The following is a 14,691-nucleotide window of genomic DNA, read 5'->3' on the forward strand; positions in this document are numbered from 1 at the left end:
AGATTGGTGGCGGCCGGTGGCCCCGGCCGGGCGCCGCCCTTAGCAGGCCGGCTGCGTATAGTTCGTATTTCCGTTGTGGTTACGCTACCAGTTATATGAGTGAATCCCTTACTACCCCCGGGTTTACCCGTCGCGCGAGCATTGTTGTGGGCCTGGTGGCGGCCGTGGTGCTGGGCCTGCTGTTTGTGGGCTCTGCCCTGCAAGTGCTGCTGCTGGTGCTGGCGGGCGTGCTGCTGGCCGTGTTTTTCCGGGGGCTGGGCGGCTGGCTGGGGCGGCACACGCCGCTTTCGGAAGGGTGGGGGACGCTGCTGGCCCTGCTGGGGGTGCTGGCGCTGCTGGCCGGTATCGGCTGGTTTCTGGCCCCGCGCATTTCCGGGCAGGCACAGCAGCTCAGCGAGCAGCTGCCGCAGTCGGCGGCGCGGGTGCAGCAGCAGCTGCAGCAGTACAGCTGGGGCCGCGACCTGCTGCACCAGATTCCGGACCAGGAAGCCCTGAAAGACCGCATCATAAACCACAAAAGCAGTTGGCTGCGCAATACGATGGGCGTGGTGTCGTCGACGTTCGGGGTGCTGGCCAACCTATACCTGGTGCTGTTCATCGGCGCCTTTATGATGGCCGAGCCCGCGCCCTACCGGCAGGGCGTGGTGCTGCTCGTGCCCAAGCGCCACCGCGCGCGGGCCCGCGAGGTACTGGAGCAGCTGCGCAGCACGCTGTTTCGGTGGTTGTTGGGCAAGCTGTTCTCGATGCTGGTGGTGGCCATCCTGACGGCGCTGGGGCTGTGGGCGCTGGGGATGCCGCTGGTGCTCACGTTGGCCCTGTTTGCCGGCCTGCTCTCGTTTATTCCCAATTTCGGGCCGCTGCTGGGGCTGGTGCCGGCGCTGCTGCTGGCCCTCACCCAGGGCCCCGATATGGCCCTGTACGTAGTGGCCCTCTACGCCGTGGTGCAGCTCGTGGAAAGCAACCTGCTGACGCCGCTCGTGCAGCGCCGCATGGTGGAGCTGCCGCCCGCGCTGGTTATTATTTCGCAGGTGATTATGGGCGTGTTCACGGGCGGCCTGGGGCTGCTACTGGCCACGCCGCTCGTGGCCATGCTGCTGGTGCTGGTGAAAATGCTCTACATCCACGACGTACTCGACGACCCCGAGCCGGAGCAGGCCATGAACAAGAAATAATTCGGCCGAACAACTAACCGGGCAGGTTGGCCGGGTCCCGCCGCCTGACTTCGTTCTCTCAAATAACAGTCAACCGGAAACGAACCGCCCGGACGCTACTTTTGCCCCATGCTCCAGTTCTCCGACCTGCCCGCGCTACTCGGCGGCACCGCGTTGCAGCAACCCGCTGCCCCGGCCCCGGTGCAGCGGCTGCTGCTCGACAGCCGCCGCGTCGAAACGCCCGCCGACAGCCTGTTCTTCGCGTTGCGCGGCCCCCAGCACGACGGCCACTGCTACCTGCCCGAGCTGTACCGGGCCGGCGTGCGGCAGTTTGTGGTAGAAGCCGGCGTGGCGTTACCCGGCGGGCTGGAGGCCTATCCGGAAGCCGGTTTGCTGGTGGTGGAGGACGTGCTGGCGGCGTTGCAGGCACTGGCGGCCTGGCACCGGCGGCAATTCGCGCTGCCCGTGTTCGGCATCACGGGCTCCAATGGCAAAACCATCGTCAAGGAGTGGCTGGCCCAGCTGCTGAGCCCCGATGAGCTGGTGTGCAAGAGCCCGCGTTCCTACAACTCGCAGGTGGGCGTGCCCTTGAGCGTGTGGGAGCTGAACGAGCGGCACACGCTGGGCATCTTCGAGGCCGGCATTTCCGAGCCCGGCGAAATGGCCCGGCTAACCCAGGTCATCCAACCCACGCTGGGCATCTTCACCAACCTGGGCACCGCCCACGACGCCGGTTTTGCTTCCTGGGAAGACAAGGTGAGTGAGAAGATGCGCCTGTTTGCGGACGTGGACACGCTGTTCTACTGCGCCGACCACCCGCTGGTACACGCCGCCGCCCGCCGCCAGTTGCCGCCCGAAGCGCTGGCCGCCTGGACGCGCCAGCGGGCCGTGTACGAAGCCGGCGAGGCCCGCTGGCTGGTGTCGGTAAAGGAAACGCTGGCCGACCGCACCGTGCTGCGCCTCAAGCAGACCGGGGCCGACTCGCACACCTTCACGCTGCCCTTCGCCGACGAGCCTTCCCTGGAAAACGCCCTCCACTGCCTTATGGTGCTGCTACACCGCAGCTTGGAGCCCGCCGAAATCCAGCGGCGGCTGGAGCGCCTGCAGCCCGTGGCCATGCGCCTGGAGATGAAGCAGGCCCTCAACGGCTGCTACGTGCTCGACGACACCTACAACAACGACCTGGCCGGCCTGCGCCTGGCCCTCGACGCGCTCAGCCGCCAGCCCCGCCGCCTGCCCCGCACGCTCATCCTCTCCGACGTGCTCGAATCGGGCCTCGCAGGCACCGAGCTTTACGCCCGCGTGGCCGCCCTGCTGCCCGCCTCGGGCGTGGCGCGCCTCATCGGCGTCGGCCCCGACATCAGCCGGCACCAAACCGCCTTTGCGGGCCTGCCCACCCGTTTCTACCCCGATACCGACGCGCTACTGGCCGATTTCCGGGCCGATGATTTCCGGCAGGAGCTGCTGCTGGTGAAGGGGGCCCGGCGCTACGGCTTCGAGCGGGTGGTGGCTGCGCTCCAGCAAAAGCTGCACGGCACGGTGCTCGAAGTCAACCTCGACGCGCTGGTGCACAACCTCAACTTCTACCGCCGCCAGCTGCGCCCCGGCGTGAAGCTGATGGTGATGGTGAAGGCCTTCGCCTACGGCAGCGGCTCGATGGAAGTGGCCAACCTGCTCCAGTTCCACCGCGCCGACTACCTCGCCGTAGCCTATGCCGACGAGGGCGTGGAGCTGCGCCGCCAGGGCATCAGCCTGCCCATTATGGTGATGAACCCGGCCCCCGATTCCTTCGCCACCCTGCGCCAGTACCACCTGGAGCCCGAAATCTACTCCTTCGAGCTGCTGGCCGCCTACCTCGAAGCCGCCGCCCAGGCCCCCCTGCCACCCATCCACCTCAAGCTCGATACCGGCATGCGCCGCCTCGGTTTCGGCGAGGAAGACGTGGCCGAGCTGGGCGCGTTGCTGCACGCCAACGCCGCGCTGGTGCCCGTCGCCAGCGCCCTCACCCACCTGGCCAGCGCCGACGAAGCCGGCCACGACGGCTTTTCGCGGGGCCAGCTGGCCGCCTTTGCCCGCCTCACGCCCGAGCTGGAGCGCATCATCGGCTACCCCATTATAAAGCACGCGCTCAACTCGGCCGGCATCCTGCGCTTCCCCGAGGCCCAGTTCGACATGGTGCGCCTGGGCATCGGCCTCTACGGCGTGGAGGCCAGCGGCCAGCAGCCCGACGCGCTGCGGCCCGTGAGCACCCTGCGCACCACGGTTTCGCAGGTGAAAACCCTGCCCGCGGGCCACACCGTAGGCTACGGCCGCCGCGGCGAGGCCACGGCCCACGAGCGGCGCATTGCCACGCTGGCCATCGGCTACGCCGACGGCTACGACCGGCGCTTCGGCAGCGGGGTGGGGGAGGTGCTCATCCGCGGGCAGCGCGCCCCTATTGTCGGCAGCGTGTGCATGGATATGTGCATGGCCGACGTAACGGCCATTGCCAACGTGCGGGCCGGCGACGCGGCCGTGGTATTTGGCGAGGGGCTACCGCTGCCCGCTCTGGCGGCCCGCATCGGCACCATTGCCTACGAATTGCTGACGAATGTAAGTGAGCGGGTGAAGCGGGTATTCGTTGCGGAATAGATTTGGTATTATTTACATAATTTATTTACCAAAATAAAATGAGCGGGCCCGTTGTTGTTGATTATTAGCTTCTTATTTAAGCCATAGTGTTGCGGCCTTATGGTGGGCAACCTATCGGTTCAGCGCCATTAAAATGCTTTTGACCGGGGTTTTTTAGGGTTCTGACGAAGGGCTAATATATTTAGTCTTAAAATAGGATAAATTAAGATAGGGTATTCTATATTTGACGAAAAATCCCGCAAAGGGAAACCTATTCCCCATTATACCGTATGGCCTCAACTTTTACCCACTCCCTGCTTGTGGCAGGGTGTTGCGCGCTTGCTACTGCCGCTGCAGCCCAGACAGCCGACCAGCCCGCTGCCGCCGATGCGCCCAGCCTGACTGCGGCCGATGAAGGCAACAGCGCTACAGCGGGCATCTCCGGTGTGGTTAGCTCCGACAAGCAGCTCAATCTGGCCAACGTCAGTATTACGGCCATCCATATCCCGACCGGCGTGCGGCGCACGGCCCGCACCGATGAGCAGGGCCGCTTCAGCATCAACACCATGCTCGTGGGCGGCCCCTACGCCGTGCAGATCAGCCAGGAAGGCTACCGCACCCAGCTGCTGACCAACGTGTTTCTGGAAGGCGGCAAAACCAGCCAGTTCAACAACGTGCTCAGCCCGGCTACCGTGGCCGTAGGTACCCGCCGCACCGACCGGACGCTGGCCGAATCCATTGCCCCGGTAGACGTGGTGGACATGCGCGAATTGCTGCCGCTGGTACCCCAGACCGACCTGAGCCAGCTGCTGCACCAGGTGGTGCCCTCGTTTAACTCGACCCGCCAGACCTCGGCCGACGGCGCCGACCACGTGGACCCCATCAGCCTGCGCGGCCTCGCCCCCGACCAGGCCCTGGTGCTGGTGAACGGCAAGCGCCGCCACACCACGGCCCTCATCAACCTGCTCGGCAGCCGCGGCGTGGGCAGCGTGGGCTACGATTTGAACGCGCTCAGCACCAGCGGCATCGACCGGGTGGAAGTGCTGCGCGACGGTGCGGCGGCCCAGTACGGCTCCGATGCCATTGCGGGCGTAATCAACATCAACCTGAAGGACGACAACCGCGGCGGCGGCGCGCTGCTGAGCACCGGCCTGACCAGCGCCGGCGACGGTCTGACGGGCCTGCTCAGCCTCAACCGCGGCCTGAAGCTGGGTGAAAAAGGCTTCCTCAACTTCACGGCCGACGCCGGCTACCGCGGCTCCTCGACCCGCGACTACCGCCGCGACATCAATTCGTGGCCGGTGTACTCCTACGATGCCGAGGAGGAGCGCAAGGCCCTGGCGGCCAACGGCAAAACCTACGACGACTTCGAGCAGAAAAACGGCGACGCGCAGGTAACCAACGCCCGCGGCCTCTACAACCTGGGCGTGCCGCTGTCGGAGCGGGTGCGGCTGTACTCGTTTGGCAGCTACAACTTCCGGCGGGGCAAGGCCGCCGCGCCCTGGGTGCTGCCCGCCTCGGCCGAGGCCGACATTGTGGACGAAATCTTCCCCAACGGCTACCAGCCCAGCATCAACACCCGCATCAACGACGGCTCGGCGGTGGCCGGGCTGGAAATCGGGCTGGGAGCCTGGAAGCTCGACCTGAGCCACGTGCTGGGCGCCAACCAGATGCGCTACGATGTAAGCAAAACGCTCAACAGCACGCTGGGTGCCAACTCGCCCACCGAATTTAAGGCGGGCGGTCTGCGCTTTATCCAGAACGTGACCAACGCCACCATGACGCGCCTGTTTCCGAAGGCGCTGGCGGGCACCAACGTGGCCTTCGGCGGCGAGCTGCGCAACGACAACTACGCCATTCTGGCCGGCGAAAAGGGTTCGTACTTTGACTATGGCCAGGGCAAGGACGAGGCCTCGGCCGGCGCCCAGGGCTTTATCGGCTTCGACCCGAGTGCCGTCATCAGCGGCTCGCGCCGCAACGTGGGCGCCTTCGTCGACGTGGAGGCCGACGTGACCAAGAGCTGGACCGTAGAGGGCGCCCTGCGCTTCGAAAACTACAGTTCGTTTGGTTCGGCCTTCACCTACAAGGCGGCTTCGCGGCTCAAGCTGGGCAAGGCGCTGGCCGTGCGGGCCGGCTACAACACCGGTTTCCGGGCGCCGGCCCTGCAGCAGGTGCTCTACCGCCAGATTACGCTGCTGCCTACCAGCTCGGGCCCGAAGTACAGCGGCATTTTCAACAACCAGAGTCCCGTGGCCGAGGCGGCCGGCATTGGCCGGCTGCGGCCCGAGAAGTCGCGCAACGTCAGCGCCGGCCTCGTGTTCACGCCCGCGCCCGACCTGACCATCACGCTCGATGCCTACCAGATTGACATCGACAACCGCATCCTGCTCTCGGGCCTGTTTGGCGAAGACAGCACCGGCACCCGGACGGCCTTCAACCAGGCCCTGCTGAACGCCAACGCCGACGAGGCGCAGTTCTTCACCAACGCCGCCGACACCCGCACCCGCGGCCTCGATTTCGTGGCTACCTACCGCCGTCCGCTGGGCCGGGGCTCGTTCAATGTGGCGCTGGCGGCCAACATCAACCGCACCACCATCAAGCAGCTGCGCGTACCGGCCCAGTTCCGGAGCTTGCAGAACGACGACCAGCCCGGCAACGACTACATCGACCAGCGCCAACTCTCGCTGCTGAAAACCGGCAACCCGCGCGAAAAGCTGATTCTGAGCACTGGCTACGAGCTGGGCAAGTTCAGCGTGCTGATGCGCAACTTCTACTTCGGGAAGGTGGAAACCTACGATTACAACTTTGGCGCTCTGCCCGAAGGCAGCGTGTACATGAGCTTCCACGGCAAAACCAGCACCGACCTGACGGCCAGCTACCGGCCCGCCAAGGGCGTGCAGCTCACGGCCGGCGTCAGCAACCTGTTCAACATCTACCCCGATAATGTCAGCAAGGCCGCGCGCCAGGGCCACGCCCCCGATGGCTTTGCCTCGCTGGAGGAATACGGCCGCTACTACCAGCAGACCTACGGCCGGCCGCTCGACCTGCCGTCTGACTACGACATCTTCCCCTACCAGTCGCAGCAGATGCCCCTCACCGGGCGCTACTTCTACCTGAAGGCCAGCTACACGCTGGGTGTTAAATAGCCTGCCGGCGAAACCGGGGCTTGTTTTTCTCCGCTCTTACCTCATCCTTTTTGCTATGAGCGATACCCGCCATCTGCGGCCGGCCCGTCCCTTCGGGGGCGGGCGGGTGCTGCTACTGTTACTCACCTTGCTCACGCTGCTGGCCCCGGCGGCCCGGGCGGCCGGCTCCGGCCTCGACGGCTTCTGGAAGGGCCAGCTGAAAGTGCCCGGCGGCGAGCTGGAGGTAGTTTTCCGGCTCGTCAGCCTGACCAACGGGGCCTACTTTGCCACCCTCGACGTGCCCAAGCAGCGCATCAGCCGCCTGCCCGTGGCCGTAACGGCCACCGGCGACTCGGTGCGCTTCGAGGCCGAAGACGTGGGCAGCCAGTTCAGCGGCCAGCTTACGGCCGACGGCAAGCAGGTAACCGGCACCTGGCAGCAGCCCGGCTACTCGGTGCCCATGACGCTGACGTACTCGGCCCCGCCCATCAGCGCCGCGCCCAAGGCCCGCCTCACGCCGCCCTACCGCGAAGAGGAAGTGCAGTACGTGAACCCGGCGGCCGAGCTGCGCTTTGGCGGCCTGCTGAGCGTGCCGCCCGGCCAGGGCCCGTTCCCGACGGTGGTGCTGGTGCCCGATCAGGGCGTGTACGACCGCGAAGGGGCCGTTGACAACTACCCGCTCCTGTTCATTCTGGGCGACTACCTGACCCGCCGCGGCATGGCCGTGCTGCGCTTCGATGCCCGCGGGGCCGGCGTAACCGGCGGGCAGCTGGCCACGGTTTCGGAAACCGTAACCGACGTGCAGGCCGCCCTGAGCTACCTGCGTACCCGCCCTGAAGTCGACCTGAGCCGCCTGGGCGTAATCGGGCACGGGCTGGGCGGCAACGCGGCGCTGCTGGCCGCTGCTCAGCCTATGCCGCCGTCGTTTGTGGTGGCCCTGGCCGCCCACGGCCAGTCGGGCGCCCGGCTGACGGTGGAGCAGCAGGTAAACCTGCTGCGCTCGATGGGCGCCGACGATGCCCAGCTGGCGGCGCTGACCAAGCGCGAGCAGGCCATGGTCGATGTGATTCAGCAGACGCCCAACCCCGGCCAGGCGCGCGCCATCGTGGCCAACATGCTGCGCCAGAGCAACGCCGGCATGGACTCGCTGACGGCCCGGGCCAGCGCCAGCCAGCTTACCACCCGCCGCTACCGCGACTACCTGGCCTTCAACCCGCTAACCGGCCTCGAAAACGTGAAGTGCCCGGTGCTGCTGCTGGCCGGCACCGCCGACCTGAGCGTGAACCCCGACAGCAACCTGCCGCTGCTCACCAAAGCCCTCAAAGCCAACCGCACCGTAACCAGCCGCAAACTGCCCGAGGTAAACCACCTGCTGCAGGGCCCGGCCAGCACCTGGACCGTGGTGAACGGGGCGCAGCGGCCCACGTTTTCGCCCGAGGCCCAGGAGATCATCCGCTCGTGGGTGATGGAGGGCAATATCAGCGGCAAGCCCTGATGAGGGCGGGCCGAACGCAACAGCCCGCCCGGCCGTAAAGCAAAAAAACCAAATTCCTTTCTCTCCCTTCTTTCTTTTCCCCATGAAAAAGATTTTCCTCCCAGCCTTGGCCGCCGTTGCGCTGCTGGCCTCCTGCTCCGACCTTAAGAACCCATCTGAAAAAGACCAGGCCGCCGAAGCCACGGCCGATACGGCCGTTGTATTCCGCGACGGGCAGACGGCCGAGGGCCTCGCCAAAGAAGGCGCCGCTGCCGCCGGCAACGCCGTAGACGAGATGGGTGAAGCCTTCACGGTGAACGACGCCGATCTGCGCGACGCCAAGCTGGAGGAAATCGACCTGCCCGAGGTGAAGGTGCGTGAAAACGACCGCCTGAACCTGTACGGCATCGAGGAGAACATCCTTTTCGACACCGACAAGGCCGTTATCAAGCCCACCGCCACCCGTGCCCTGTCGCAGATCAGCTCCTCCATCGGCCGCCGCTACCAGGGCAAGCAGGTGCGCGTGCTGGGCTTCGCCGACTCGCGCGGCGACAAGGACTACAACCTGCAGCTGAGCAAGGAGCGCGCCGCCGCCGTAAAAGAGTGGCTGACTACCAACGGCATGATGAAGGCCGCCAACGTGAGCCTGGAGCCCATGGGCGAAACCGCCCCCGTTGCCTCCAACGCCACCGCCGCCGGCCGCCAGCAAAACCGCCGCGTAGAAATTGCCGTGCTCAAATAGGACCACGGATTAGCCCGGATTTTTTCGGATTTCACGGATTTTGTAGACGGAAGGTCGAAGGTCTCAATCCTCCAACGTCCTGCCTCCACTTAAACCTAATAGCAAAAGCCACCCCGATTGGGGTGGCTTTTGCTATTTTGAGCCGTCTACAAAATCCGTGAAATCCGAAAAAATCCGGGCTAATCCGTGGTCCTATTTGATCTGGTCGACTTCGGCGCGGATCATGGCGTTGTAGCGCTTGCCGTCGTTGGCCAGCGTGATGAGGCTCCAGCCGCGACCCATGGTGTAGTTCCAGGTCAGGGCCTCCTTGTACTCGAAGGTGGGCTTCAGAATCTGGCCGTAGGGCGTGTAGTTGTCCATGAAGTTGACAGTGTAGAAGTTGTCGCCGCTCACAATCCACTCCATCGCCACGAAGAAGCCTTCCTTGGGCGCCTCAATATTATACTCGGTCAGGTCGATGGTGTACCACTCGCCGCCTTTCGGGGCCGATACCACGATGTTCTCGGTCAGCAGGTCGGTGTTGGGCGAGTTGTAGTTGCCGTCGGCCTTGTAAAGGCGTACCCGGAACGGCTCGCGGGGGAAACCGTTTTCGCCGATGTAGAACGATACGGTGCGCACGTTGCCGAGGGTTTTGCCCTTCTCGTTCTTCACGAAGAAAGCGTACTGGCTGCCCGGCATGCCCTGAATCATGCCCTCGCCGGGCGTGTTGGAGCGCGAGCCCAGGCCCAGGTTCTTGATTTTGGCGCTGCTGACCACGTTCACGTTTTCCAGCTTCACGGCCAGCTTGTTCACCTCGATAATCATATCCTGCACCTTCTGGCCGGGCTTGATGAGCACCGACTTGCGGCGGTAGCCCAGTGCTACGACCACCAGCGAGTCCTGGGGGTTTTTCTGGGGCATGGCCATCTGAAAGAAGCCGTATTCGTTGGTCAGGGCGCCGGTTTGCTCCTCTTTCAGACCGATAGAGGCAAACGGAATCGGCTCCTTACTGGCGTCATCCACGATGCGGCCGGTAATTTTAGCCTCCTGGGAAAAACCAAGCAGGGGAAGCACCAAAAAGAGGCACAACAGGGCAAGTAAACGTTGGAGCATGGGTAAACAGAATAGGTTATATGCCAAAACTACAATGAAAATAGGCATCTCACGCAATACTTCCAAGAATATTTATACTAATGCAATTTCACTTGGGAATAATTATAGGTCAGCTACTTACCCGGGCACTTTCCCTGCCGGGGCCGGGCGGGCGTTTTTGGCCGAAACCTAAAAGGGTAGTATCTTTGTTTGAAGAGAATCTAAATAGCTCCCTGCCGTGCCCAACCGTTCCGTCCTCGCCCCTGCCACTCCCGCGCGCCGCAGCGTGAAAGACCTCAAGCTGGGCGAATCGGCCACCATTTGCTGCCTCGAAGACCCCGAAATGGCCCTCAAGCTGCTCGAAATGGGCTGCATTCCCGGCACCCAGGTACGCCTCAACAGCCGCGCCCCGCTGGGCTGCCCCATTACGCTGGTAGTGGGCGAGCAGGGCGACTACACGTTGTCGCTCAGGGTAAGCGAGGCGGCAACTATTCTGCTGAAATAAAGAAAGCTGAATGACGAGCGGGGAAGATATTATCACGGACCCGGCCGGCGTGGCCGGCTCGACGGCGCGCCTGGAAGCGGCCGCCGTTCGGGCGGGCGGTTTGCTGGCCCGCATTGCGCTGGTGGGCAACCCCAACTCGGGCAAGTCTTCCCTGTTCAACCAGCTCACCGGCCTCAACCAGAAGGTGGGCAACTTCCCCGGCGTTACCGTCGACCGCAAAACCGGCATCAGCCAGCTCACGCCCCAGTTGCGGGCCGAAATCATCGACCTGCCGGGCACCTACTCGCTCTACCCCAAGAGCCTCGACGAGAAGGTGATTACCAGCCTGTTCTACGACCGCGCCAGCCCGCAGTACCCCGATTTTGTGGTGGTGACGGTGGACGCCAGCAACCTGCGCCGCAACCTGCTGCTGTTCACGCAGCTGGCCGATCTGGGCCTGCCCGCCATCCTGGCCCTGAACATGCTCGATACGGCCGGCCAGCACGGCGTTCAGATTGACGTGGACGCGCTGCAAGCCGAGCTGGGCGTGCCCGTGGTGCCGCTGAACGCCCGCAAGGGCGTGGGCATTGCGGCCCTCAAAATTCTGATGAGCCAGACGCTCGGCGCGCCCACCATGCGCTTCTACGAGCCCGAGGAGGAGCTGCTGCCCATGGTGCGGCAGATTCGCTACTACTTCAACCTGCACAACGATTACCTGGCGCTGCACTACGCCCACCAGTACCGCCACCTGGCCTTTTTGAGCGCCGACGACCGCGCCTACATCGAGGAGCTGACGACGCAGTACGACTTTCAGCCCACCGCCCGCCAGGCCCAGGAAACGATTGACCGTTATACCCGCGTCAACGAGATTCTGCTGAATTGCGTGACCGTGACGCGCACCGAGCAGAACGAGCCCTACAGCAACCGCCTCGACAAGGTGCTCACGCATCGGGTGTGGGGCTATGCCATCTTCTTCGGCATTCTGTTCCTGATGTTCCAGGCCGTATTCGCCTGGGCCAGCTACCCCATGGAGCTGATTGACCAGGGCGTGGCCTGGATTAACAGCCTCATTCAAACTAATTTCGACGGTCCGCTGATCAGTTTGCTGACCGAGGGCGTGCTGGCGGGCTTGGGCGGCGTGCTGATTTTCATTCCGCAGATTGCCCTGCTCTTCGCCTTTATTGCGGTGCTGGAGGAAACCGGCTACATGGCCCGCGTCACGTTCATGATGGACCGGATTATGCGGCGCTTCGGGCTGAACGGCAAGAGCATTGTGCCCCTGATTTCGGGTGTGGCCTGCGCCGTGCCGGCCATCATGAGCGCCCGCACCATCGAAAACCGCAAAGACCGGCTCATCACCATCTTCGTCACGCCGCTCATGTCGTGCTCGGCCCGCATTCCGGTCTACACCGTGCTCATCGGGCTGGTGGTGCCCGACGAAACCGTGCTGGGCATATTCAATCTGCGCGGCTTTGCATTAATGGGGCTGTATCTGCTGGGCTTTTTCGCGGCTATTTTCTCGGCCTGGGCCATGAAGCTGCTCATGCGCAGCAGTGAGCGGAGCTACTTTATTATGGAGTTTCCGGTGTACCGCTGGCCGCGCTGGAAAAACGTGGGCATCACCATCGTGGAGAAGGTAAAAACCTTCGTTTTTCAGGCCGGTAAGGTGATTCTGGCCATTTCCATCATCCTGTGGGTGCTCGCCACTTATGGCCCGCCCGGCCGCCTGGAGCAGGTCGAAGCCCAGTCGCGCGCTACCGCCGCTGCCCAGCGCCTCACGCCCGCCGAAACCGAGGCCCACGTCGCCTCCGAACGGCTCGAAAACTCCTACGCCGGCGTCTTCGGCCACGTGCTGGAGCCGGTTATCCGCCCGCTGGGCTTCGACTGGAAAATCGGTATTTCGCTGATAACCTCCTTCGCTGCCCGCGAGGTATTTGTAGGCACGATGAGCACGATTTACAGCGTGGGCCAGGATGCCAACGAACTGACGGTGCAGCAGAAGCTGGCCGCCGAAAAGGACATCTACGGCCAGCCCTTCTTCACGCCGGCCCGCTCGTTTTCGCTGCTGGTATTCTACGTATTCGCCATGCAGTGCATGAGCACGCTGGCCGCCACCTACCGCGAAACCAAGGGCTGGAAATGGCCCATGCTCCAGCTCGTGTACATGACCGGCCTGGCCTACGTGGCCTCCTGGCTGGTGTACAGTTTGATGAGCTGAGCTGGTTAGGGAATTTGTCATTCAGAGCGAAGCGAAGAATGACAAACGCCTTACTGCCCCACCAAAAACACCGCCGGCTGCTTGTGAATATCGGGCCGGGGGCGCTTTTTCCAGCCGGCTACGGTATCGGTGACGATGAACTCGTTGGGGGCCGTGAGGCTGGCGGCCACGCAGAGGCGGGTGCCGGGGTGCAGGGCGCTCAGCAGGTCGTCGAGCAGGGGCAGGTTGCGGTAGGGCGTTTCGATGAACAGCTGGGTCTGGTGCAGCTGCAGGGCCTGCTGCTCCAGCTTCTTGAGCGCCGCCAACCGTGGGGCGCGCTCAATGGGCAGGTAGCCGTGAAACGTGAAGCTCTGCCCATTCAGGCCCGACGCCATCAGGCCCAGCAGCAGGCTGCTGGGCCCCACCAGCGGCACCACCCGGATGCCCAGCTGGTGGGCCCGCCGGGCCAGCTCGGCGCCGGGGTCGGCAATGCCGGGGCAGCCAGCCTCCGAAATGACGCCCGCATCCTGCCCCTGCAGCACGGGCTGCAGCGCCATCTGCACCTGGGCCTCGGTGCTATCCTTGTCAATCACGCTGATTTGCAGCTGCTCGATAACCTGCGCCGGCGCCACCCGCTTGATGAAGCGCCGGGCAGTGCGGGCGTTTTCCACCAGAAAACACGACAGCGCCGCTACCTGCGTCGCTACCTGCGGCGGCAGCGTCTGCGCCTCCGTGTCGTCGGCCAGAATGGTCGGAATCAGATAGAGCGTACCGGGCATAGCGGGAAAATCAGAAGAGGAACAATAGCGCGCTTATTGCGCCATAAACGTCTGCACCAGCCCGAATACCTCGTCGGGTTTTTCGGAGTGCACCCAGTGGCCGGCGTCGAGCACGGTGGCGACCTGGGAGTTGGGGAACAGGGCCGGAATACCGTGCAGCTTGTCGTTGGCGTCGATGTAGTCGGAAGTGCCACCGTTGATGAACAGGGCCGGCTTGAGGAAGGGCTGCGCGGCCGTTATTTCGGCGCCGATGTGGGCCATTTCGGCCGTGAGCACGGGCAGATTGACGCGCCAGGCAAACGAGTTATCGTCCTGGCGGTACAGGTTTTTGAGCAGGAACTGCCGCACGCCGAAGCTGGCGATGTGGCGGGCCAACGCGTCGTCGGCGGCCTGGCGGCTGGTGCATTGCGTGAAATCAACCGAGTTCAGGCCGGCCAGAATCTCATCCTGATGGCGCATATCGGAGGCGCGGGGCGCAATGTCCACCACAATCAGCCTGGCCAGCCGCGCCGGGTAATCGAGGGCGAAGCGCATGGCTACCTTGCCGCCCATGCTGTGGCCGAGCAGCGTGGTATCGGGCCCCAGGCCGAGCTGGTCGAACAGGCCCAGCACGTCGGCGGCCATGGCCGGGTAGGTGTGGTCGGGCGAGTGGGGCGAGCGGCCGTGGTTGCGTAAATCGACCGAAATAACCCGGTGGCCGGCCTCGGCCCAGCGCCGGCCCAGCGTCTGCCAGTTATCAAGGGTGCCAAACAGTCCGTGCAGGACAACCAGCGGGGTGCCCTGCCCCAGTTCGCGGTAGTGAAGTTGCAGCATAGGCCGCAAAAATAGCGAAATGGGTTGGGGATGAGGTGATGGAGGTGATGGGGGGATAAGGTGATGGGCGGTGATGGGGGAGAAGAACTGTCATTCTGAGCGAAGCCGGAGGCGAAGTCGAAGAATCTCGCGTGCAATGGTAACTCTGTCGTCAGAAATTACTTTGGCACGCGAGATTCTTCGCTTTGCTCAGAATGACAGTTCCTCTCACCCCGTTACCTCCTCACCTCCTCCCCCCATCACCT

10 protein-coding genes are annotated in these 14,691 nt (G+C 64.0%); 7 read left to right on the top strand and 3 right to left on the bottom strand.

Translation table 11 applies throughout. From position 1 onward, the window contains the following. Window positions 1–95 precede the first annotated feature (95 nt). The 5 genes from H145_RS21370 (at window position 96) to H145_RS22875 (ending at window position 9,102) form a co-directional block, all read left to right on the top strand. On the top strand, window positions 96–1,172 hold the full coding sequence (locus tag H145_RS21370) for an AI-2E family transporter (protein WP_071595198.1): 1,077 nt from the start codon (window positions 96–98) through the stop codon (window positions 1,170–1,172). 108 nt (window positions 1,173–1,280) lie between these two features. Continuing rightward, entirely contained in the window at window positions 1,281–3,782 is a 2,502-nt protein-coding gene (locus H145_RS0114065; protein ID WP_019948800.1) for a bifunctional UDP-N-acetylmuramoyl-tripeptide:D-alanyl-D-alanine ligase/alanine racemase, read from the top strand. A gap of 269 nt (window positions 3,783–4,051) precedes the next feature. Next, complete coding sequence (locus H145_RS21375; RefSeq protein WP_071595199.1) at window positions 4,052–6,907, top strand: TonB-dependent receptor; 2,856 nt, start codon at window positions 4,052–4,054, stop codon at window positions 6,905–6,907. 55 nt (window positions 6,908–6,962) lie between these two features. Further along, window positions 6,963–8,381, top strand: coding sequence for an alpha/beta hydrolase family protein (locus tag H145_RS0114075; RefSeq protein WP_019948802.1), 1,419 nt, complete (start codon window positions 6,963–6,965; stop codon window positions 8,379–8,381). A gap of 82 nt (window positions 8,382–8,463) precedes the next feature. Then, window positions 8,464–9,102: an OmpA family protein gene (locus H145_RS22875; protein ID WP_019948803.1), complete on the top strand. Its 639-nt coding sequence runs from the start codon at window positions 8,464–8,466 to the stop codon at window positions 9,100–9,102. Between the two features lie 192 nt (window positions 9,103–9,294). On the opposite strand, the gene H145_RS0114085 is transcribed toward H145_RS22875, so the two are convergent. Then, window positions 9,295–10,155 carry a carboxypeptidase-like regulatory domain-containing protein gene (locus tag H145_RS0114085; protein WP_169513196.1) on the bottom strand — a complete coding sequence of 287 codons (861 nt, stop codon included), beginning with the start codon at window positions 10,153–10,155 and terminating at the stop codon, window positions 9,295–9,297. 256 nt (window positions 10,156–10,411) lie between these two features. On the opposite strand from H145_RS0114085, the gene H145_RS0114090 reads away from it, so the two are divergent. Beyond that, window positions 10,412–10,678 (top strand): FeoA family protein, encoded by a 267-nt coding sequence (locus H145_RS0114090; RefSeq protein WP_019948805.1) that lies wholly within the window; start codon window positions 10,412–10,414, stop codon window positions 10,676–10,678. Between the two features lie 10 nt (window positions 10,679–10,688). Then, window positions 10,689–12,875: a ferrous iron transport protein B gene (gene feoB, locus H145_RS0114095; RefSeq protein WP_019948806.1), complete on the top strand. Its 2,187-nt coding sequence runs from the start codon at window positions 10,689–10,691 to the stop codon at window positions 12,873–12,875. A 50-nt stretch (window positions 12,876–12,925) separates the two neighbouring features. On the opposite strand, the gene H145_RS0114100 is transcribed toward feoB, so the two are convergent. Together H145_RS0114100 and H145_RS0114105 are read right to left on the bottom strand one after the other, a co-directional pair. Further along, on the bottom strand, window positions 12,926–13,633 hold the full coding sequence (locus tag H145_RS0114100; RefSeq protein WP_019948807.1) for an SAM-dependent methyltransferase: 708 nt from the start codon (window positions 13,631–13,633) through the stop codon (window positions 12,926–12,928). 33 nt (window positions 13,634–13,666) lie between these two features. Further along, entirely contained in the window at window positions 13,667–14,446 is a 780-nt protein-coding gene (locus tag H145_RS0114105) for an alpha/beta fold hydrolase (protein ID WP_019948808.1), read from the bottom strand. Window positions 14,447–14,691: the final 245 nt, after the last annotated feature.

It is taken from the genome of Hymenobacter aerophilus DSM 13606, assembly GCF_000382225.1.
GTDB lineage: Bacteria > Bacteroidota > Bacteroidia > Cytophagales > Hymenobacteraceae > Hymenobacter > Hymenobacter aerophilus.